Annotated in this window: 15 protein-coding genes; 6 read left to right on the top strand and 9 right to left on the bottom strand. The window is 66.9% G+C overall.

Translation table 11 applies throughout. The features are described 5' to 3' along the window. Window positions 1-16: 16 nt before the first annotated feature. Both ACTUWL_RS28255 and ACTUWL_RS28250 read right to left on the bottom strand, forming a co-directional pair. Entirely contained in the window at window positions 17-589 is a 573-nt protein-coding gene (locus ACTUWL_RS28255; protein ID WP_035650739.1) for a DUF2147 domain-containing protein, read from the bottom strand. A gap of 123 nt (window positions 590-712) precedes the next feature. After that, window positions 713-1,741 (bottom strand): NAD(P)/FAD-dependent oxidoreductase, encoded by a 1,029-nt coding sequence (locus tag ACTUWL_RS28250; RefSeq protein WP_021078005.1) that lies wholly within the window; start codon window positions 1,739-1,741, stop codon window positions 713-715. A gap of 163 nt (window positions 1,742-1,904) precedes the next feature. On the opposite strand from ACTUWL_RS28250, the gene ACTUWL_RS28245 reads away from it, so the two are divergent. After that, window positions 1,905-2,366: an acyl-CoA thioesterase gene (locus ACTUWL_RS28245; RefSeq protein ID WP_021078006.1), complete on the top strand. Its 462-nt coding sequence runs from the start codon at window positions 1,905-1,907 to the stop codon at window positions 2,364-2,366. A 6-nt stretch (window positions 2,367-2,372) separates the two neighbouring features. Here the strand turns inward: ACTUWL_RS28245 and ACTUWL_RS28240 are convergent, their stop codons facing one another. Together ACTUWL_RS28240 and ACTUWL_RS28235 are read right to left on the bottom strand one after the other, a co-directional pair. Then, on the bottom strand, window positions 2,373-2,693 hold the full coding sequence (locus tag ACTUWL_RS28240) for a 2Fe-2S iron-sulfur cluster-binding protein (RefSeq protein ID WP_021078007.1): 321 nt from the start codon (window positions 2,691-2,693) through the stop codon (window positions 2,373-2,375). A gap of 162 nt (window positions 2,694-2,855) precedes the next feature. Beyond that, window positions 2,856-3,233: an Hpt domain-containing protein gene (locus ACTUWL_RS28235; RefSeq protein ID WP_021078008.1), complete on the bottom strand. Its 378-nt coding sequence runs from the start codon at window positions 3,231-3,233 to the stop codon at window positions 2,856-2,858. A 380-nt stretch (window positions 3,234-3,613) separates the two neighbouring features. Here ACTUWL_RS28235 and ACTUWL_RS28230 point away from each other — a divergent pair, with 380 nt between their 5' ends. Both ACTUWL_RS28230 and ACTUWL_RS28225 read left to right on the top strand, forming a co-directional pair. Further along, entirely contained in the window at window positions 3,614-9,511 is a 5,898-nt protein-coding gene (locus ACTUWL_RS28230) for an apolipoprotein A-IV repeat region-like domain-containing protein (RefSeq protein ID WP_106940359.1), read from the top strand. A gap of 105 nt (window positions 9,512-9,616) precedes the next feature. Beyond that, window positions 9,617-10,114, top strand: a complete 498-nt coding sequence (locus tag ACTUWL_RS28225) for a hypothetical protein (protein ID WP_021078011.1) — start codon at window positions 9,617-9,619, stop codon at window positions 10,112-10,114. 39 nt (window positions 10,115-10,153) lie between these two features. Here ACTUWL_RS28225 and ACTUWL_RS28220 read toward each other — a convergent pair whose 3' ends face one another. The 3 genes from ACTUWL_RS28220 to ACTUWL_RS28210 form a co-directional block, all read right to left on the bottom strand. Further along, a complete protein-coding gene (locus ACTUWL_RS28220) occupies window positions 10,154-11,026 on the bottom strand; it encodes an MlaD family protein (RefSeq protein WP_021078012.1) in 873 nt (290 codons plus the stop codon). Between the two features lie 133 nt (window positions 11,027-11,159). Then, window positions 11,160-11,930, bottom strand: a complete 771-nt coding sequence (locus ACTUWL_RS28215; protein WP_021078013.1) for an ABC transporter ATP-binding protein — start codon at window positions 11,928-11,930, stop codon at window positions 11,160-11,162. Between the two features lie 2 nt (window positions 11,931-11,932). Next, the gene (locus tag ACTUWL_RS28210) at window positions 11,933-13,066 is read right to left on the bottom strand and encodes an MlaE family ABC transporter permease (RefSeq protein ID WP_021078014.1); all 1,134 of its coding nucleotides are present in this window, start codon (window positions 13,064-13,066) and stop codon (window positions 11,933-11,935) included. Window positions 13,067-13,210: 144 nt separating this feature from the next. Here ACTUWL_RS28210 and dgcA point away from each other — a divergent pair, with 144 nt between their 5' ends. Continuing rightward, window positions 13,211-14,212, top strand: coding sequence for an N-acetyl-D-Glu racemase DgcA (gene dgcA / locus ACTUWL_RS28205; RefSeq protein WP_021078015.1), 1,002 nt, complete (start codon window positions 13,211-13,213; stop codon window positions 14,210-14,212). On the opposite strand, the gene ACTUWL_RS28200 is transcribed toward dgcA, so the two are convergent. Further along, window positions 14,182-15,381, bottom strand: a complete 1,200-nt coding sequence (locus ACTUWL_RS28200) for an MFS transporter (RefSeq protein ID WP_021078016.1) — start codon at window positions 15,379-15,381, stop codon at window positions 14,182-14,184. The two genes, dgcA and ACTUWL_RS28200, sit on opposite strands and share 31 nt — an antisense overlap. A gap of 75 nt (window positions 15,382-15,456) precedes the next feature. Here ACTUWL_RS28200 and ACTUWL_RS28195 point away from each other — a divergent pair, with 75 nt between their 5' ends. Beyond that, a complete protein-coding gene (locus ACTUWL_RS28195; protein WP_021078017.1) occupies window positions 15,457-16,761 on the top strand; it encodes a hypothetical protein in 1,305 nt (434 codons plus the stop codon). 137 nt (window positions 16,762-16,898) lie between these two features. Then, window positions 16,899-18,482: a caspase family protein gene (locus ACTUWL_RS28190; protein WP_021078018.1), complete on the top strand. Its 1,584-nt coding sequence runs from the start codon at window positions 16,899-16,901 to the stop codon at window positions 18,480-18,482. 59 nt (window positions 18,483-18,541) lie between these two features. On the opposite strand, the gene ACTUWL_RS28185 is transcribed toward ACTUWL_RS28190, so the two are convergent. Beyond that, window positions 18,542-19,531 carry a threonine/serine dehydratase gene (locus tag ACTUWL_RS28185; RefSeq protein WP_021078019.1) on the bottom strand — a complete coding sequence of 330 codons (990 nt, stop codon included), beginning with the start codon at window positions 19,529-19,531 and terminating at the stop codon, window positions 18,542-18,544. Window positions 19,532-19,561 lie beyond the last annotated feature (30 nt).

Here is a 19,561-nt window from a genome sequence, read left to right as displayed (position 1 = left end):
CGGAGCGTAGGGAGTCCTAGTGCCGCTTCGTCGCGGGCAACGGCGCAGGCGGCGGCGGCTTCACCGCTGCGGCTTGCGCCGGCAGATATTTGGCGACGATCGCGGGATCGAGCTGCGCCAGCGCGGTGTCGGGCAGCCGGGTCCAGACCTCGTCCTTGCCGAACAGCGAGATGCCGAGGTAGCCGCGCATGGTCAGCGTCTGCCCATCGGCGCTCAGCGTCATCTTGGCCTTGTAGACCTTGCCGTTGCGCGGATCGAGCACGTTGCCGCCTTCATAGGCAAGTCCGTTGCGCTTCATGTCGCGGATCAGCGGAATGCCGAGCCACGGCATGTCCTTGCGATCGTCGGTGCATTTCGAGCAGACCGGATTGGGCTGATCGCCGGGCGCCGAAAACATCTTGGCGATCATGCCTTCGTACAGGCCGTTGCGCTCGATTACCAGGAACCAGCCCTCGGTCTTGCCGTCTTCGATCTTCTGCCAGAGACCGGCCGCCGTCGGCTCCGCCGCCGAAGCCGCAAGCGGAGCAGTTAGCGAAAAGGCCGCGGCGAGCGCCAAGATCAGCCGGAGTCTGGATAGCGTGTTCCGCATCATCGTCACCTGATCGATCAAACCCGACTACGAGCAGACTACGGCCATTTCACGAAGCGTTCCAGTACCCGCGCCGCGCGGGAAATGGCCGATGCCCCGGCATTGGTCTCCGTTGGAGTGGAATCAGTTCACGCCGAGCTTCTTCTGCAAACTGGATGACGAGGTTGTGTACTGGAACACCAGCCGCTTGTCCGGATACACGTAGCGGTGCGCCTTCTGCGCCATCAGCGCGCCCTCGTGGAAGCCGGAGAGAATGAGCTTCAGCTTGCCCGGGTAGGTGTTGATATCGCCGATCGCGAAGATGCCTGAGACGTTGGTCTCGAACGCCGCGGTGTCGACCGGCACCAGATTGTTCTCGAGCGCCACGCCCCAGTTCGCGACCGGACCGAGCTTCATGGTGAGGCCGAAGAACGGCAGCATCGTATCGCAGGCGATCGTCGACATCGCATTGTCGTTGCCCTTCAAGGCCGCGCCGGAGAGTTGACCGTTGGCGCCTTCGAGCCCGGTGACCTGGCCGATCCTGAGATCCATCTTGCCGTCGGCCACCAGCGTACGCATCTGCTCGACGCTGTGCGGCGCCGCGCGGAAATCGTCGCGCCGGTGCAGCAGCGTGATGCGCTTGGCGATCGGATGCAGGTTGAGCGTCCAGTCGAGCGCGGAATCGCCGCCGCCGACGATCAGGATGTTCTTGTCGCGGAACTGCTCCATCTTGCGCACGGCATAGAACACCGAGGTTCCCTCATAGGCCTCGATGCCCGGCACCGGGGGGCGCTTGGGCTGGAACGAACCGCCGCCCGCGGAGATCACCACGACCTTGGCTTCGAACTCCTTGCCGGCATCGGTCTTCACGCGAAACAAGGGATCGCCGATCTTCTCGATGCTCTCGACCATCTCGTTGAGGTGGAAGGTCGGGTTGAACGGCTTGATCTGCTCCAGCAGCTGATCGGTGAGGCCCTGGCCGGTGACGAAGGGAATGCCGGGAATGTCGTAGATCGGCTTCTCGGGATAGAGTTCGGCGCACTGCCCGCCGATCTTGTCGAGGATGTCGACCAGATGCACCTTCATGTCGAGCAGGCCCAGTTCGAACACGGCGAACAGTCCGCAGGGGCCCGCGCCAATAATCAGCACATCGGTCTTGATCGCTTCGCTCATGTCCGCTTCTTTTCAGTTGAGGTCGACTGGACGGCTTTTCGCCTGTCCAGCCAAGTGGGCCGGATCGGGACATGCATAATAGGGACCGCGGCCGGCGCGGCAACCCCTTGCCGAGCCTTCGTAACTCGGCTGTATGGACGGAAACTGACGGAGATCGATTGTCGTGAACGCCCCTGTCCGCGTGGAAGACACGCCGCGCCTGGAAGATTTCCCCTATCGCCTGTCCGACAACGTGCGCTTTGCCGATCTCGACCCGAACGGGCACGTCAACAACGCGGTCTATGCGAGCTATTTTGAAACCGGCCGCGTCACGCTGGTGAAGGACCGCAGCATGGGACTGATGCCGGCCGGGCTCGGCTGGATCATGGTGCGTCTCGACATCCATTTCCGCGCCGAGCTGCACTGGCCGGGCCAGATCGAACTCGGGCTCGGTCTCGTCAAGTTCGGACGGACATCGACCACTTTCGATCAGGTGGTGTTTTCGGAAGGCAGATGCGTGGCGTCGGCGAAGGCGGTCACCGTGATGATCGATGAGGCGACGCGCAGGCCGACACCGCTGCCGGCGGAGGTCAAGGAGAACTTCCGCCGCTGGGTCCGTCGCGGGGTGAACCCGGACGGCGAGTGACGGAGCTTAGGCCTGCCGTTCCGGCGTCGACACGACCAGTCCGTCGAGCTCGTCGGTGACCTTGATTTGGCAGGACAGCCGCGAGTTCGGACGCACGTCGAAGCCGAAATCCAGCATGTCCTCTTCCATCGGCGACGGCGCACCGACCTTCTCGCGCCACGCTTCATCGACATAGACATGGCAGGTCGCACAGGCGCAGGCGCCGCCGCATTCGGCTTCAATGCCGGGAATGGCGTTGCGGATCGCGCCTTCCATTACCGTTGCGCCGTTCTCGATATCAATGGAGCGCTTCTCGCCGGAATGGTCGATAAAGTGGATTTTGGCCATGATTGCTCGTGCTGCCGGAATACGCCGGACGATGGATGGAAAGGTCCCGGGCAGTCGTATAACGGGTCGATCCGCACAGCGCCAGCACGGAGACCGAAATCCTGCCGGCCGGCCGGGATAGCGTCCAGGCGCTAGCGGCAAGCCGGTGGGGATGCGGAAGGCCTAGGACCGGCCCAGAATCAGCTCGATCGCCGTGCGCGCCTCGGCAATCGCGACCCCGAGCGCGGCAAGCGGCTGGGCCGGATCGGAACCGCCGGCCAGCGCGGTTTCAAGGTTAGCGGCGGCCTCGGCGACGCCGAAAGCCCCGATCGCCCGCGCCGATCCCTTCAGGGTATGGGCATGGGTCGGAGCGTCGGGCGGCAAGCCGGCCAGCTCACCAAGGATCCGGGCCGACTGGGTCGAGAACATCGCCAGCACTTCCCGCTCCAGCCCCGGATCGCCCAGCGTCATGCGCTGAAGGTGATCGACGTCGATCGGCCCGCCGCCGGGAGCGAGCGGCGGCGATTGCGTCCATTCAACCCGTTCGAGATGAAGCGGCATGGCCTGTCCCTGTCGTCTCCCCCGGGGTCTTCACCGGCGGACCGTCGGCGAGCCAATCACGAAACTGGTTAACGAATTGTTGTCGGGATGATCGGCAAAACCGCCTGATTCTGGACAATTTCCGGACACAATCGGCCCTCTGCGGCTGGAATTTCGAGTACCCATAAGGCCTTATGGCGCAAAGCTGTTAACGATGATTAAGAAAGTATTAATCGCAAGCATTTCATTCGCACCACTCTCCCCATAGGATGTTTGTGGATGTAGCGGACAAGCCGCCGAGGGGGGCGCTTGCGCTCCGCTTGTGGGCACCGGCTTCGAGCTTGCGTGGGGACGATCGCAGGCTCGCCGACGCGTAGATAGTGAGAGGGCTTGGACTGAACATGGCGAACACTCCCAAGAAGGTCAAAGATCCCACCGAAGTCGCGCTTTCTGCCATCCAGGAAGCCCTCAACATCAGCGAACAGGGCACGGAAAACCGCAGCCCCCTCAACGAAGGCGCGGTGCCGCCCAGCCTGCCGCCGTCGGCGCCGGATTTTTCCGCCACATCGTTCGAGTCCCGTCCGACTTCCGATCGTTCGGCCTTCGAGCCGATCGAGGAGCCGCGCGCCCCGCGCCGCGCCGCCAATGACGATCGCGAGACCATCGGCCAGATGCTGCAGACCCTGCAGGGAGGGCGCGCCCGCAACGCCTTCACGCTGTTCTTCGTCTGCTCCGGCGCCTGGTTGCTCGGCGGCGCCATCCTCACCATCGCGTTCTGGCCGGCCCTGCAGGCATCGATGGCCCAGGGCACCGGCGTGCTGGTGCTCGCCGGCCTCGCCGCGCTGTTCGCCGTTCCGATCCTGCTGTTCTACTACCTCGCCAGCCTCGCCTCGCACGGCCAGCGCATGCAGATGATCGCGCAATCGATGGCGCAGGTCGCGATGCGATTCTCCGAGCCGGAAAACGCCGCCGCCGATTCCATGGTGACGGTCGGCCAGGCGATCCGCCGCGAAGTCGCGGCGATGGGCGACGGCGTCGAGCGCGCGATCGCGCGCGCCGGCGAGCTCGAGACCCTCGTCGCCAACGAGGTCGCGGCGCTGGAGCGCGCCTATTCCGACAATGAAGTACGCATCCGCGCGCTGCTGCAGGACATCGCCCACCAGCGCGACAATCTGGTCGGCCAGGCCGAGCAGGTGCGCAGCGCCATCTCCGGCGTGCAGATCGACCTGCGCCACGACATCGCGCTGATCTCGGACGCGATCGCCTCGCGCGTCGACGAGGTCGCCAAGAGCATCACCGGTGCGCTGGAAGAGCGCGGCCAGCACATCACGACCGCGCTGAGCCATGCCGGCGACAACATGATCCTCGCGCTCGGCGAGCGCGGCGGCGACCTGCTCGACCGGCTCGAGGAAGCCAGCGCCGAGACCACGCGCGCGGTGATGGACGCCTCCGAGCGGCTGACCACCAGCCTCAACTTCAAGACCGGCCACGTCCATGACGAGTTCGTCGATCTGGCCGACCGCGTCCACGAGATGCTGAACGAGCGCATCGACCGCATCACCGGCGAGTTCGAGCAGCGTTCGTCCGCCATCGTCGACGGCATCTCCGACCGCACCGAGGAGGTCCACGACTCGCTGAAGAACTCCGCCGACTCGCTGCTGCTCGAGCTCGAGCTGCGCAGCAACGACCTCGTCAGCAAGATCGACGACGCCGGCAACCGCCTCGCCGGCCAGATCATGACGTCCGGCGACAGGGCGAGCGAGGCGCTCGACGTCACCGTCAATTCGCTGGTCGCCAAGGTGGTGGGCCAGACCGAGACGGCGCACGACTCGCTGTCGCTGCAGATGAGCGCGTTCGACGACCTCGTGAAGAACCACGGCAGCGAACTCGCCGAGAAATTCGCCCGCGACTCCGGCACGCTCGGCGCGCTGATCACCCGCCACATCTCGGAATTCGACCGCACGGTGAAGACCTTCGGCGGCGACATCGTCGAGCGCATGGGTCAGCGGACCCAGGACATCGCCGACAGCCTGAAGACCTATGTCGACACCTTCGACAATCGCGTCACCGCCAATGGCGGCGAGATCACCGCCTCGCTCGACCAGCGCCTGCTGCAGTTCGAGACCACGCTCGGCAGCCGCGTCACCACGCTCGACGCCTCGCTGACCGACAAGCTGTCGTCGTTCGACAGTTCGCTCGCCAGCAAGATCGGCTCGTTCGACGGCCGCCTGCAGTCGCTCGACGACGCGATCGACAGCCGCATGAAGACGCTCGAGGTCACCTTCGAGAGCCGCGCCAAGTCGGTCACCGACACCATCGACGGCCATCTCGGCACGCTCGCGACGCAGCTGACCGAAGGCGCCACCCAGGCGATCCACTCGATCGACTCGCGCCTCGGCCTGCTCACCACGACCCTGACCGAAGGCACCGTGCAGGCGATCGCCGCGGTCGACCACCGCATCAATGGCGTCACCGAGACGATCGACGGCCACAGCATCCGCCTCGTCGACACCATCAACGGCCACAGCACCCGCCTCGCCGACACCATCAATGGCCACAGCGCGAACCTGACAGACACGATCTCGGCGCGCTTCGCCGACATCCAGCAGGGCATCGAGAGCCGCGTCGGCGTCATCGCCGGTGACATCGACACCCGCGTCGCGCAGTTCGAGGACCTGCTCGGCTCCCGCGTCGAGGCCGTCGCCGGCCGCATCGAGAGCAGCGGCCGCCAGGCCAGCGAGGACCTGATGTCCCGCGCCGAGCTGCTGTCGTCGAGCATCAAGTCCCATGTCGAGGACGCCGAGCGCTCGCTGACCAACCTCGTGGTCAACACCAGCGAAACCATCCAGACCGGCGCGCGCACCGCGCAGCAGGCGCTGCTCAGCGTGTCCGCCGACGTCGGCAACCAGCTCAAGCTGAGCTCGGCCGAGGTCGAGAGCGTGCTGACCGCCGTCGGCACCAGCGCCGCCAACTCGATCCTCACCAGTGCCCGCGACGCGCAGGTCTCGCTGGTCTCCGCCTCCGGCGACGTCGCCTCGCAGATCAAGGCGCTGTCGGAGGACGTCGAGCGCACGCTGCAGGCAGCCGGCAGCGCCACCGCCGCGTCCGTGCTGTCGGGCGCCCGCGACGCGCAGACCACGCTGGTCAGCGCCTCGGTCGAGGCCGCAAGCCAGGTCAAGTCGCTGGCCGCCGATGTCGAGCAATCGCTGTCGATGTCCGGCTCCGCCGCCGCCGAAGCGATCATGACCGGCGCCCGCGAGGCCCAGACCACGCTGATCTCGACCTCGACCGACGTCACCGGCCAGGTCAAGGCGCTCGCCAGCGACGTCGAGCGCTCGCTGTCGATGGCCGGCTCCGCAACTGCGGAAGCCGTCGTCGCCTCCGCCCGCGAGGCTCAGAGCACGCTGGCTGGTGCGTCGACCGAAGCCGCCAATCTCGTCCGCACGCTGGCGGCCGACATGCAGCACTCGCTCTCGACCGCCGGCACCGCGACCGCGGAATCCATCGTCGCCTCCGCCCGCGAGGCCCAGAGCACGCTGGCCGGCGCGTCGACCGACGCCACCAACCTGGTCCGCACGCTGGCGGCCGATATCGAGCGCTCGCTGTCGATGGCTGGCACCGCGACCGCGGAATCCATCGTCGCCTCCGCCCGCGAGGCCCAGAGCACGCTGGCTGGCGCCTCCACCGAGGCCACCGATCTGGTCCGCACCCTGGCGGCCGACATGGAGCGCTCGCTGTCGATGGCCGGCTCCGCCACCGCGGAATCGATCACGTCAGGCGCGCGTGAAGCGCAGAGCACGCTGGTCAATGCGTCGACCGAAGCTGCGACCAAGGTGTCGGCACTTGCCGCCGACATCCAGCGTGCGCTGTCGATGGCCGGTTCAGGCACCGCCGAGGTGCTGACGGCCGGCGCCCGCGAGGCGCAGAACACCCTCGTCGCCGCGTCGACGGAGGCGGCCAACCACGTCAAGTCGCTGGCAGCCGATGTCGAGCGCACCCTGACGTCGGTCGGCACCAACACCGCCCAGTCGATCCTCGGCAGTGCGCGCGATGCCCAGAGCTCGTTCGTCGCGACGTCCAGCGAGGCCGCAACCCAGATCCGCGCGATCTCCGTCGAGATCGAGCGCTCGCTGACCACCGCCAGCGCCGAGACCGCGCAGACCATCCTGGGCAGCGCCCGCGAAGCCCAGAGCTCGTTTGCTGCGACCTCCGCCGATGCCGCCGCCCAGATCCGCACGCTCTCGACCGATATCGAGCGTGCGCTAAGCTCGGTCACGGCCAAGACCACCGACAACATCCAGACCTCGGCGCAGAACGCGCAGGCCGCACTGATCACCATGTCCAACGAGGTCTCGACCAAGGTCAAGACAACCTCCGCCGACATCGAGCGTTCGGTGCTGTCCGCCACCAGCGCGTTCGGCTCGGCGATGACCGGCAAGACCGACGAGATCGTTACCTATGTGCAGCAGCAGACCGAGCGTCTGTCGCAGATGGTCGACGGCCGCCGCGGCTCGCTGGTCGAGGCGCTGACCGCCAAGACCACGCAACTTGCGAGCGATATGGATCGCGCCACCGCCGACGCGCTGAAGGCGATCGAAACCCGCGGCCTCGCCTTCTCGCAGTCGATGTCGGCGCATGGCGGCGATGTCGCGCGCAACATCACCTCGGCCGGCGATCAGGCGACCGGCGCGGTGGCGAAGTCGCTCAAGGAGCTCGAGCAGGCCTCGCGCGCGGCGATCGACCAGTCGCGCCAGGTCTCGATCTCGGCCGTCACCGAGATGCAGGAGACCAGCAAGATCCTGCGCACCGATACGGTGGCGCTGTTCGAGCGGCTGCGCGAGGGCAACATCCTGCTGCAGGAAGTGTTGACCGGCGCCCACGACAACCTCAACTCGCTGGAGCGCGCGCTGGTGACCCGCGTGGCCGACTTCGTGTCCGCCATGAACGACGTCACCTCACGCAACGGCGTCGCGACCCAGACGCTGGAAGACCAGCTCACGGTGTTCAACAGCAAGACCGGCAAGGCGCTGGAGGATCTCGGCGCGCTGTCGAGCCAGTTCGAGACCCACGGCAAGGCGCTGATCGAGGCGGCTGCCGTGGTCGAGCAGGCCAACCGCTCGACGACGGCCTCCGTCAGCGAGCGTAAGGAGGCGCTGGAGGCGCTGGTCACGACCATCGACCTGCGCACCACCGATCTCGACCAGCGGCTGTCGCGCTTCACCGGGCTGCTCGACGAATCGCTCGGCGCGGCCGAGGAACGCGCCCGCGACATCGCCCGCGTGGTGGCGGAGACCGCCGGCGCCGGTTCGGCTGCGATCAGCAGGCAGTTCGAGGCGGTGCGCCAGGCCGCCGAGAACGAGCGCCAGCAGACCGTCGACGCGATGAACGAGCTCTACCAGCAGAGCAACGCCGAGACCGATGCGATGTTCAGGGAATCGACGGAGAAGTTCTCCGCGATGGTCGCGGCGATGAAGCAGATGGCGAGCGAGATGCACAGCGAGCTCGAGGCCACCCGCAACGAGCTGCGCCGCGGCGTGCTGGAAATGCCGCAGGAGGCCGCCGAGAATACCGCGCAGATGCGCAAGGTGATCGTCGACCAGATCGAGGCGCTGGCCGAGCTGAACCGCATCGTCGCCCATCACGGCCGCGGGCTCGACGTGGTCTCAACCAACCGCGCCAGCGTCCGGCACGAAGAGCCGGTGATGGCTGCCGCCGGCGGCCGCGCCGACCTGCGGATGCGGGACAGCGTCCGTGACAACGGCAACAGTGCCTCGACGCTGCCGCCGCCCGATCTCGGCATGGCGAGCTCGCGCCGCACCGAGGCTCCGTCGGTCAGCCCGGCCGGCCCCAACAACGCCGACGGCTGGCTCTCCGACCTGCTCAATCGCAGCGACGCACCGCCGCCGGCCCCGCAGGCCCGCGATGCCCAGCAGCGCCCGCGTCCGCAGCAGCAGCCCGCCGCCAATCCGCTGGAGTCGCTGTCGCTCGACATCGGCCGGCTGATGGACCGCACGCTGGCGGCGGAGATGTGGGATCGCTACCAGCGCGGCGAGAACAAGGCGTTCTCCAAACGCCTCTACACGCCCGCCGGCCAGAAGGCCTTCGACGAAGTGGCCCGCAAGTACCGCTCCGACCGCGGCTTCAAGCAGACGGTCGACCGCTACATCGCGGAGTTCGAGCGCCTGCTCGACGAAGTCGCCCGCGAAGGCCGCGGCCAGCAGGAGCTGGCTGGCCACCTGACCTCGGAGACCGGGCTGGTCTACACCCTGCTCGCGCACGCCGCGGGACGGCTGGGGTGAGCGGCGAACACTGATGGCGAATAGAAGCGGAGGCCTGACGGCCTCCGTTTTGCTGTTGACCGATGCAAGGCTAAAATTGCGCCGGAACGAGCTGAGAGGCTTCAGATGTTGCGCACAGGCTGGCGTCCCGTCGTCGCGCTGACGGTGCTCGGAACAGCTGGATTTGCCGCAGTCGCGACGGCGGATCCGATTGAACCGTCGAAGATCCGGACCATCAGGATTGCACCACCATCGGCTGACGACCGTGGTGATCCATTGACGGCTCCTCCAAAGTACAACCGCCTTCACGTGTTGACGGTGCGGCCAAGACTACCCGACGAGCAGCGCGACGCTGCGGGCCGCGAGTGGTCGACAACAACGGTGGTAAGCAAGCCCGCGGCCGATGCGCACGTCGTTCAAACGACGCCGGTCAGACCTGCCTCCGATGAGCTCCGCAATACGTCCGGCGGCAAATGGTCGGGCACACAGGGCCTCGTCAGTGCCACATCCGATCCCCACCACATTCGCAGCTTGAGCATCCGCCCGGAGCAGCCGGAGCCATATTCCCGCTATGGTCGCTTCGCTCCGGAAACCCTCGAGCCTTCTCAGGCGGCGCCCCAGTAAGAAAGTGGATGGCCGTCGGTCCCGAACGGGCGGCGCAGCCTACTGCCGGCGCCGTGGCCCGGGCGCTGCGGCGGCGGGAGCCGGCGCGGGCTCGGGTGCGGCATTGTTGCTGCCGCCGAAGATCACCCGGCTCGGATTGCGGTCGAAATTGTTCACGGCGCGGCTGATGTCGGCGAGCGTGCGGCGGCCGTCGTTGATCAGGAGATTGGAGCGCTTGTCGATATTGTCGGCGAGCTCGCGGATCGACTTCACCATCTGGTTCAGCTCGCTGCCGTTGTTGCCGCCGGCGATCGCATTGAGGCCCAGCATCAGATTGTCGGCCTTGGCCATCACGCCGTCGACCTTGACCATGACGTTGTCGATCTTCTCGGAATTGCGCGCCAGCGCCTCGGTGAAGACCTCGAGGTTCTTCAGCGAATTCTTCACCGACTGCTGATTGTCGGCGACGATGCGGTTGACGTTTTGCAGGGTGGCGCGGATCGCCTCGGTGACGTCCTGCAATGCGTTGGGGTCGGCGGTCAGGACCGGGATGCCGTCCTCATCGAGCGGCACCGGCGGGGCGGCCTCCTCGCCGCCCTTCAGCGAGATCGCGGCGACGCCGGTGAGGCCCTGGAATTCGAGACCGACCAGGGTGTCCTTGCGGAGCGGCGCGCTGTTCTCGATCATCGCCAGCGCGACCACGCGCCTGGGGTTGTCGAGCTTCACCGACACCACCTCTCCTATCCGGATACCGTTGAAATTGACATTGCCGCCGTTGCGCAGGCCCGACGCCGGCCCCTCGAAGATCACCCGCAAGGGGCTGCGCTGCTTGGTGGTGTGCAGGCTCTGGAACCACAGCACGAAGCCGAACGCGGCGGCAATCACCGCCAGCGTGAAAGCCCCGATCAAGACGTAGTTCGCCCGCGTTTCCATCAATTGCTCGCGTTATTCACTCTTGAATTACTCTTGGGCTCTCGCGCACTGAGCCTGCATCCGAGCCCTTCGAATTTCCTGCTGGCGCATGATCTCGTCCGAAAAACCGGTCTCCTCGCTTCGGGATCATGGGCTAGGCCACAACGGCTCGGGCGCGCTTGCCGTTGAAATATTGCTGCAACCACGGATGCTGCGATGCCTTCATGTCGGCGATCGATCCTGCAGCAATGATCTTACCGTTCCCTAAAACGGCGATACGGTCGCACGCGGTGTAAAGACTGTCGAGATCATGGGTTACCATGAAAACGGTCAGCCCCAAAGTGCGCTGCAAGGTGCGCACCAGCTCGTCGAAATCGCCGGCGCCGATCGGATCGAGGCCGGACGTCGGCTCGTCGAGAAACACGAGTTCCGGATCGAGCGCGAGTGCGCGCGCCAGCGCGACGCGCTTGACCATGCCGCCGGACAATTCCGACGGATAGCGGTCGGCAACCTCAGGCTTGAGGCCGACCATCACCAGCTTCGCCACCATGATCTCGTCGAGCAGCCGCTGCGAGACGCGCAGATATTCGCGCGCCGGGAACTGGATGTTCTGGCGCACCGTCAGCGAGGAGAACAGCGCGCCCTGCTGGAACAGGATGCCCCAGCGCCGCTCGACGGCGCGGCGCTGCGACGAGCTCGCGGCATCGAGATCGACGCCGAACACTTCGATGCGGCCGGAGACCTTCGGCACGAGGCCGATGATGGTGCGCGTCAGCACCGACTTGCCGGCGCCCGACGGGCCGACGAAGCCTAATATCTCTCCGCGCTTGACGTCGAGGTCGAGGCCGTCGAGCACACGCGTGGTGCCGAATTGCACGGTGACGTCGCGGACCCGGATGATGGCGTCGATGTCCTCGTCCGCCATGATCACATCCCGATCGAGGCGAAGAAGATCGCGAACACGCCGTCCATCACGATCACGAAGAAAATCCCCTTCACCACCGAGGCGGTGGTGTGCTGACCGAGCGATTCCGCCGAGCCCTGCACCGCCAGCCCCTCGACGCAGGCGACGATGCCGATCACCGCGGCCATGACGGGTGCCTTGACCATGCCGACGACGAAATGGTCGATCGATATGGCATCACGAAGGCGGAGCAGGAAGGCCTCCGGATCGACGCCGCCATAGAGCCAGGCGACCAGGCCGCCGCCATAGAGCGCGGCCATCGCGCCGAGGAACGCCAGGATCGGCAGCGCCAAGACCAGCGCCAGCATGCGCGGCAGGATCAGGACCTCGATCGGATCGAAGCCCATGGTGCGCAGCGCGTCGATCTCCTCGCGCATCTTCATCGAGCCGAGCTCGGCGGTATAGGCCGAGCCGGAGCGGCCCGCGACCATGATCGCGACCAGCAGCACGCCGATCTCGCGCAGCACCAGCACGCCGAGCATGTCGACCACGAAGATGTCGGCGCCGAACCTGCGGAAATGGAAGATGCCCTGCTGCGAGATGATGCAGCCGATCAGGAAGGTGATCAGCACCACGATCGGCACCGCGCGCAAGCAGACCTGCTCGAGGTGATGCACCGTCGAGGTGAAGCGGAAGCTGCGCGGATGGATCAGCACCTTGGCGGCCGCGGCCAGCACCGCGCCGAGCATGTCGACGAGGCCGATGATGGTGCCGCCGATCCCGGCCACGGTGCGCCCGATCTGCTCGAGCATGCCCGAGATCAGCAGCGGTTCGCGCACGGCCTTGGACGCGGGGCCGACGCGGCGGACCTCATCGACCAGGCTGGAATAGTTCGCGGAGAGGCCCGCGATCTCGGCTTCGGCGCCGGCATCGCTCAGGCTACGGCGCAGCCGCTCGATAAGCCAGGCGCCGAACGTGTCGAGGCTTGCGACCTGCGACACGTCGATGAAGATATGAGGGCGGCTGCCGCGCAGTCGCTCGGCGTCGGAGACGATCCGCTCGAGCGCAGGGGCAAAGCGGGCGGTCCAGTTGCCCGCCGCGCACAACGCCAGTCCTTCGCCTTGGGCTATCCGCTCCAGTGTCGGGTCGCCGCTCACCTTTTTGCCTACCCCTCAAGCCGGCTGGCCGCCGCAACTGCAGATCTCCGGCGGCTTGCCGGATCGGCTTGTCGAATCTGTCACTAACCAGCCATAGTTGGTTGCGCGTCGCAAGCTACGGTTCAGGAAATAGTAGACTTTAAAATGACTTCCACCCCGCCCGGAGCGATTTCCCTCAACGTGCGGATCGAGCGTTGGCCGATCGCCGGCTCGTTTACGATCAGCCGCGGCGCCAAGACCGAGGCCGTCGTCGTGGTGGCCGCGGTCGGCCAGGGCGGCCTCATCGGCCGCGGCGAATGCGTGCCCTACCCGCGCTACGACGAGAAGCCGGAGGCAACCCTGGAGGCGATCCAGGCGATGCAGGAGCCCCTTGCCGGCGGCATGGACCGCATCGCCCTGCAAGCCCGGATGCCCGCCGGGGCCGCCCGCAATGCACTGGATTGCGCATTGGCGGACCTCGAGGCCAAACGCGCCGGCCAGCGCATCTGGAACCTGTTCGGCCGGCCTGCGCCCGAACCGCGCACCACCGCCTACACGATCTCGCTGGGCCCTCCCGAAGCAATGGCCGAGGCCACCGCCAAGGCCGCGCACCGCGCGCTGCTCAAGATCAAGCTCGGCGGCGACGGCGACGGTGCGCGGATCGCCGCCGTGCGCAGGGCCGCGCCAACCTCCGAATTGATCGTCGATGCCAATGAGGCCTGGACCGAGGACAACCTCGCCGCCAACCTCAAGGCCTGCGCCGATGCCGGCGTCACGCTGATCGAGCAGCCGCTGCCGGCCGGCAAGGATGAGGCGCTGGCGCGGATCGAGCGCCCGGTTGCGGTCTGCGCCGACGAGAGCGTGCATGACCGCGCCTCGCTTGCCGGATTGCGCGGCCGCTATGATGCCGTCAACATCAAGCTCGACAAGACCGGCGGACTGACCGAGGCGCTCGCGATGGCGGACGCCGCCCGCGCGCTCGGCTTCGAGATCATGATCGGCTGCATGGTGGCGACTTCGCTGTCGATGGCGCCGGCGATGCTGATCGCGCAAGCCGCGCGCTTCGTCGATCTCGACGGCCCGCTGCTGCTGGCCAACGACCGCGACAACGGCCTGCGCTACGAGGGCAGCCTGGTCTATCCGCCCGACGCCGCGCTCTGGGGGTGATGGATGAGTCGCTTCCGCGCCAGCCACATCACCAGCCCACCGGTCGCCGCCATCGCCGCCATCATGTCGTAGACGCCGAGCCCGAAGCGCGCATAGACCATGCCGCTGACGATCGCCGTGGTGCTGGCGACGATGCCGCCGCAGGCGGTGAGATAGCCCTGCGCGCGCGCCATCACATGCACCGGCACGTGATGCACCATCAGCCCCATGATGCCGACCTGGGTCAGCCCGAAGCTTAAGCCGTGTCCGAGCTGGACCACGGCAAGCACCGCAAGTGGCGGATCCTGCGCAGTGATCGCCCAGCGCGCGACGGCGCTGGCGGCCGCGATCATCACCAGCACCGCCGACGGCAGCGTGAAGCGCGGTGAGGCCGCGAACAGCACGATCTCGGCGATCACGCCGAGCACCCAGAGCACCGCGATAGTCAGGCCGCTGAAACCGGCCTGCTGCCAGGCAATCGAGGCGAAGATGTAATAGGCGCCGTGGCTGCCCTGGATCAGCGCCGAGGAGACGATGATGGCGAGGAAGGTCGGGTTGCGCAGCAACCGCGGCGAACCGGCCGCGTGCGCGACTGCGGCGACCGGACGGCCCAGCGGCCGCAAGGTCAGCCCGACCAGCGCGCCGAGCACGGTCACGGCGGTGATGATCCAGATCAGATCGACCTCCGCGACATAACGCAGCAGGAACCCGCTGATCAGCGCACAGACCGCGAACGCCGCCGAGCCCCACAGCCGCAGCGGTCCGTAGGTGAGACCGAATTGCCTGACGCCGCGCAGCGCATAGGCGTCGGTAAGCGGCACCATCGGCGTCCAGACGCAGCAGGTCAGCGCATAGACCGCGAGCAGCACGAAGGGCTGGTGCTGGGTGCCGATCACGGCAAAGCCGAACGCCGTGGCTACTCCCGTGGCGATGATCGCGCCGCGCAGCATCTGGCGGCGTTCCGCCACTGCCGTGACCAGCGGCAGCACGGTGAAGCGCGTCACCGGCGGCACCGCGGTGATGATGCCGATCCAGGTGGCATCGATGCCGATCGCCTTCAGCCACACGGTGAAAAACGGCAGATGCACGCCGGTCATGCCGAACAGGGTGGCATAGAATGCCGCGAGCCTTCGCGCGAATCGCCGCGATGCAACTTTTGCTGCAATGGGGATTTGTGATTCGGAAGACATCAATTCAATTGCGATTCGCGCGATATCGTGGTGATCGTTAGCGTAACGCGCAGTGATTTGCGCGAAGAGATTGTGATGGCCGAAGAAGCATTCGCCCTGTCGCCGATATCCGCCCGCGCGGCGCTGCCGAGCGAGGAGGACTATGCCGCGATCAGCGCGGCCTTCATGGAGACCTCGCGGGGCCGCTGGTTCCTCGGCGAATACGCCAAGCGCAACCGCAATGCCGATACGCGCATGGTGCTCGATGCCGTGGCGCGGATCGAGGATAGCCTCAGCGCGCAGCGGCAGGCCGCCCAAGCTGCCATCAGGGACGAGCAGCTGGCGCAGGCGCTGGACGCCTTGCGCGGTGCGATCGAGGCCGCCCGGGCCTCCGCCATCACAGCGCTCGACGGCATCAGCTTCGAGCCGAATCTGGCGCCGGTGCGCAAGGGCGTGCGGGTGATTCGGGAGATCTCCTGGCGGCTGCGCGAGATCGGCAATGACGGCCGGATCTGCGACATCATCGATTCGCAGGCCAGCGCGATCGAGGCCGGTGCTGCGCAGATATCGATGGACGACGCCAAGGCCGTGCTGGATTCCGCCTTCGCGGCGCTGGCCCGCCGCCTCAGCGAATTCGATCCGGACAAGGCGACGACGCCTGCGGCCGAGCCGGTCACGGCCGAAGCACCGGTTGCGGAACCGGCCGCGGCCGCTCCTTCACCGCCGCCCGCGGCCGAAAGCACTGCCGCCGAGAGCGCCACCCTCGATGCGACGCTGGCCGCCACGCCGTCAGCGCCGCCTCAGGAGGCCGTTGCGACGCCGAACGGCGAAGCCGAGATGCCGGTTGCGCCGTCCTCCGAGGTCGCCGCAGCAACAGTCCCGCAGCCGAGCGAAGCCTGGCTCAAGGCTGAGGCTGCGCTGGCCGAAGCCGAGGCCGCCGAGCTGGCGCGCGCCACCGACGCGGCCGCCGCCGACGCCCATGACGAAGCAGTGCTCGACCTGATCGCGATGGAGATGGGCGCGCCCGATCCGGTCGACGAAGAGGCGATCGCCGAGGAAATGCGCGCCGCCGAGGAGCTGCGTGTCGCCGAGGCGATGGCTGCCGAGCCCGAGCACGAAATGGTTGCACCGGCCATTCAGCCGGAGCCTGCACCGGCGCCCGAGCCGAAGGTCAAGGTCGAGCCGGCACTGGTCGCTGTCGCGTCGATCGCTACCCCGACGGCGGTGCCGCCGCCTCTCCCGCCCACCGTTGCGGCTGCGCCGGCTCCTGCGGCAGAGGTCTCGCTCGGCTCTACCATCATCGCCAGCGGCCTCCTGAAAAAGCCGAACGCCGCCGCCAACGATCCGCTCGCGCCGATCCGCCGCATGACCCAGGCCGAGAAGATCGCGTTCTTCTCGTAAGGCGGACGCGTTCGCGCTACGCATCCATCTGCTATCGAGCACCCACGCAGCGTGACCCAGCTCACGTACCGCGGGCGCATGCGCGTCTAGCCTCCCTGCGACCGGTCCCGCACCGGGATCAGCATTGGGAGCGCGCGATGGTCCGCCTGACATCCATCATGATATCGGCCGCATTACTCGGCCTGGTGAGCCTCGGTGGATCAAGCACGGCGTTTGCCGAGGCCGGCGGCGTCACCGTCGGCAATGCAACCCATGCGGCGGCGCCGTCCATCGATCAAACGGTCCCGCCGGCAACATCGGCCGCAACGACGCCGGCTGCGCTCCGCGGCCCCGAGCAGCGCGTTGCGCTCGTGATCGGCAATGCGAATTACGAGAACGCACCGAAACTCGCCAATCCCGGCAACGACGCGCAGTCGATGGCCGAGCTGTTGAACTCTGCCGGCTTCGAGGTGATCTCCGCGACCGACCTCAGGCGGGGCGACATGGTGAAGGTGTTGCGGGATTTCTCCGACAAGGTCGCGGCGCGCGGCACGGGCACGGTCGCGATGATCTATTACGCCGGGCACGGCGTGCAGCTCGCCGGGGAGAACTACCTGATCCCGGTCGACGCGAAGATCGCGGCGCCGTCCGACCTCGACGGCAATTCGGTGCGCCTCGTCGACGTGATGGGCACGCTCGAGAATATCCCGAGCCGGATGCGCATCGTGGTGCTCGATGCCTGCCGCAACAACCCGTTCCCCAACGTCAACGATGCCGGCCGCGGCCTTGCCGTCGTCGATGCGCCGAGCGGCTCGATCGTCGGCTACTCCACCGCGCCGGGCATGGAGGCACAGGACGGCAACAACGGCCACAGCCCCTACACCAACGCCTTCCTGCGGCTGGCGCGCGAGCCCAACCTGCCGATCGAGCAGCTGTTCAAGCGCGTTCGCCTCGAGGTCAACGCGACGACCGACGGCCGGCAGACGCCATGGGAGAGCTCGTCGCTGACCTCGGATTTCTATTTCTTCGGCGACACCACCGTCGCGGCATCGCGTGCGCCCGCGAACGAGCCTGTCGTGCAGATGGCATCGAACCTGCCGAACCGCTCGGTGCGCCAAGCCTATGATTTCGTGCTGTCGGAGGGGCGACCGGACTACTATGAGGAATTCATCCGGCTCTATCCGCGCGATCCGCTGTGCGATCGCATTCGCTTCCTGCTCACGAACTGGCTGCAGGTCGCGGCCTGGCACAAGGCGGTGCTTGCCAACACGCCGTTCGCCTACAAGACCTTCCACGACAATTTCGCCGGCAGCCCCTATGCGCAGCAGGCGCTGAAGCTGCAGGCGCAGCCGAAGGCCGTGCCGCCGATGCAATTCACGCGGCTTTCAAATCGTCAGACCTTGCAGCCGATCAATGCGGGCCTGCAGGGCGCCGGCGGCAATGGCCAGATCGGCGGCGGCAAGATCGTCAACATGCCCGCGCCCGGGGCGAAGCCGGTCGGGATGCCGACCTCGATCGGCAAGGGCAAGGTCGCGAGCCTTCCTGTTGCAAATGCCGGCAAGAACGCATCGAGCCCGGTCATGAAAGACAGCGACCAGCACCGCTTCCACGCGGTGCGGCAGAGCATGCAAGTCGACCGGATGCGATCAGGCGGTGGTGGCCGCGCCGTGTTCCACCCAACTCCGTCCGGCTCGTATCCCGGCGGAATGAGCGGCAGCCATCATGGCGGCTTCAGGCGCTGATCGGCCACACCGCACAACGAAACGGGGGCAGAGCGACCATCGCCCTGCCCCCGCTGTTTTCAGGCGACGAGCTTCGCGAACAGGTCGGCGTCGACGTTGCCGCCCGAGAGCACGATGACGACGTTCTTGCCCCTGGCGTCGATCCGCCCCGCCAGCAGCGCGGCGAGCCCGATGGCGCCACCGGGTTCGACCACGAGCTTCAGCTCGCGATAGGCAAAAGCGACAGCCGCACCAACCTCTTCGTCGGAAGCGTTGACACCGTTTGCGAGCAGCTTGCTGTTGATCGCAAAGGTGAGCTCGCCCGGCATCATCGCCATCAGCGCGTCGCAGATGGTGCGCGGCGCAACCGCATGGGCCTCGCGATGTCCGACCTTGAGCGACAGCGCGTGATCGTCATAGCCCGCGGGCTCGGCGACGATCACCTGGGCCTGCGGATATTTCGCCTTCACGGCGGTCGCAACACCGGCGATCAATCCGCCGCCCGACGCCGGCGCCACGACGATATCAGGTGTGAGCCCGAGCGCGGCCATGTCCTCGGCAATCTCGCGGCCGGCGGTGCCCTGGCCCGCGATCACCAGGGGATCGTCATAGGGAGGCACCAAGGTCGCGCCGCGCTTGCTGGCGATGCCGCTGGCGATTGCCGCGCGGTCGTCGCGATCGCGATCGTACAGCACGACCTCGGCGCCATAGGACTTGGTCCGCTCGCGCTTGGTGAGCGGCGAGTCCGCAGGCATCACGATGGTCGCCTGCATGTTGAGAATCTTGGCCGCCGCGGCCACGCCCTGGGCATGGTTGCCCGAGGAGAACGCCACGACGCCCCCGCTCCGCTTGTCCTGCGGGATCGAGGCGAGCTTGTTGAAGGCGCCGCGGAACTTGAATGACCCGGTCCGTTGCAACATCTCGGGCTTGAGGAAGACCCGGCTGCCGACCCGTTCGTTGAGAACGGGGAAGGTCAGGAGCGGCGTGCGCACCGCGAACGGCGCGACCACCCTTGCGGCGGCATCGATGTCCGCGGCAGCGACGGGTGGATTTAAAACGGTGTCCGTCATCCACGATTTGTATCGCGGCGGGATGCAGCC

This window comes from Bradyrhizobium sp. WCU1, from assembly GCF_053474805.1.
This window is presented reverse-complemented; position numbering and strand designations above follow the sequence as displayed.

Excerpts from the sequence above, each read along its gene's own strand:
- ACTUWL_RS28255 (WP_035650739.1), bottom strand. The coding sequence starts at position 589 with ATGCGGAACACGCTATCCAGACTCCGGCTGATCTTGGCGCTCGCCGCG.
- ACTUWL_RS28250 (WP_021078005.1), bottom strand. The coding sequence starts at position 1,741 with ATGAGCGAAGCGATCAAGACCGATGTGCTGATTATTGGCGCGGGCCCC.
- ACTUWL_RS28240 (WP_021078007.1), bottom strand. The coding sequence starts at position 2,693 with ATGGCCAAAATCCACTTTATCGACCATTCCGGCGAGAAGCGCTCCATT.
- ACTUWL_RS28235 (WP_021078008.1), bottom strand. The coding sequence starts at position 3,233 with ATGCCGCTTCATCTCGAACGGGTTGAATGGACGCAATCGCCGCCGCTC.
- ACTUWL_RS28230 (WP_106940359.1), top strand. The coding sequence starts at position 3,614 with ATGGCGAACACTCCCAAGAAGGTCAAAGATCCCACCGAAGTCGCGCTT.
- ACTUWL_RS28225 (WP_021078011.1), top strand. The coding sequence starts at position 9,617 with ATGTTGCGCACAGGCTGGCGTCCCGTCGTCGCGCTGACGGTGCTCGGA.
- ACTUWL_RS28220 (WP_021078012.1), bottom strand. The coding sequence starts at position 11,026 with ATGGAAACGCGGGCGAACTACGTCTTGATCGGGGCTTTCACGCTGGCG.
- ACTUWL_RS28215 (WP_021078013.1), bottom strand. The coding sequence starts at position 11,930 with ATGGCGGACGAGGACATCGACGCCATCATCCGGGTCCGCGACGTCACC.
- dgcA (WP_021078015.1), top strand. The coding sequence starts at position 13,211 with ATGACTTCCACCCCGCCCGGAGCGATTTCCCTCAACGTGCGGATCGAG.
- ACTUWL_RS28200 (WP_021078016.1), bottom strand. The coding sequence starts at position 15,381 with ATGTCTTCCGAATCACAAATCCCCATTGCAGCAAAAGTTGCATCGCGG.
- ACTUWL_RS28195 (WP_021078017.1), top strand. The coding sequence starts at position 15,457 with ATGGCCGAAGAAGCATTCGCCCTGTCGCCGATATCCGCCCGCGCGGCG.
- ACTUWL_RS28190 (WP_021078018.1), top strand. The coding sequence starts at position 16,899 with ATGGTCCGCCTGACATCCATCATGATATCGGCCGCATTACTCGGCCTG.
- ACTUWL_RS28185 (WP_021078019.1), bottom strand. The coding sequence starts at position 19,531 with ATGACGGACACCGTTTTAAATCCACCCGTCGCTGCCGCGGACATCGAT.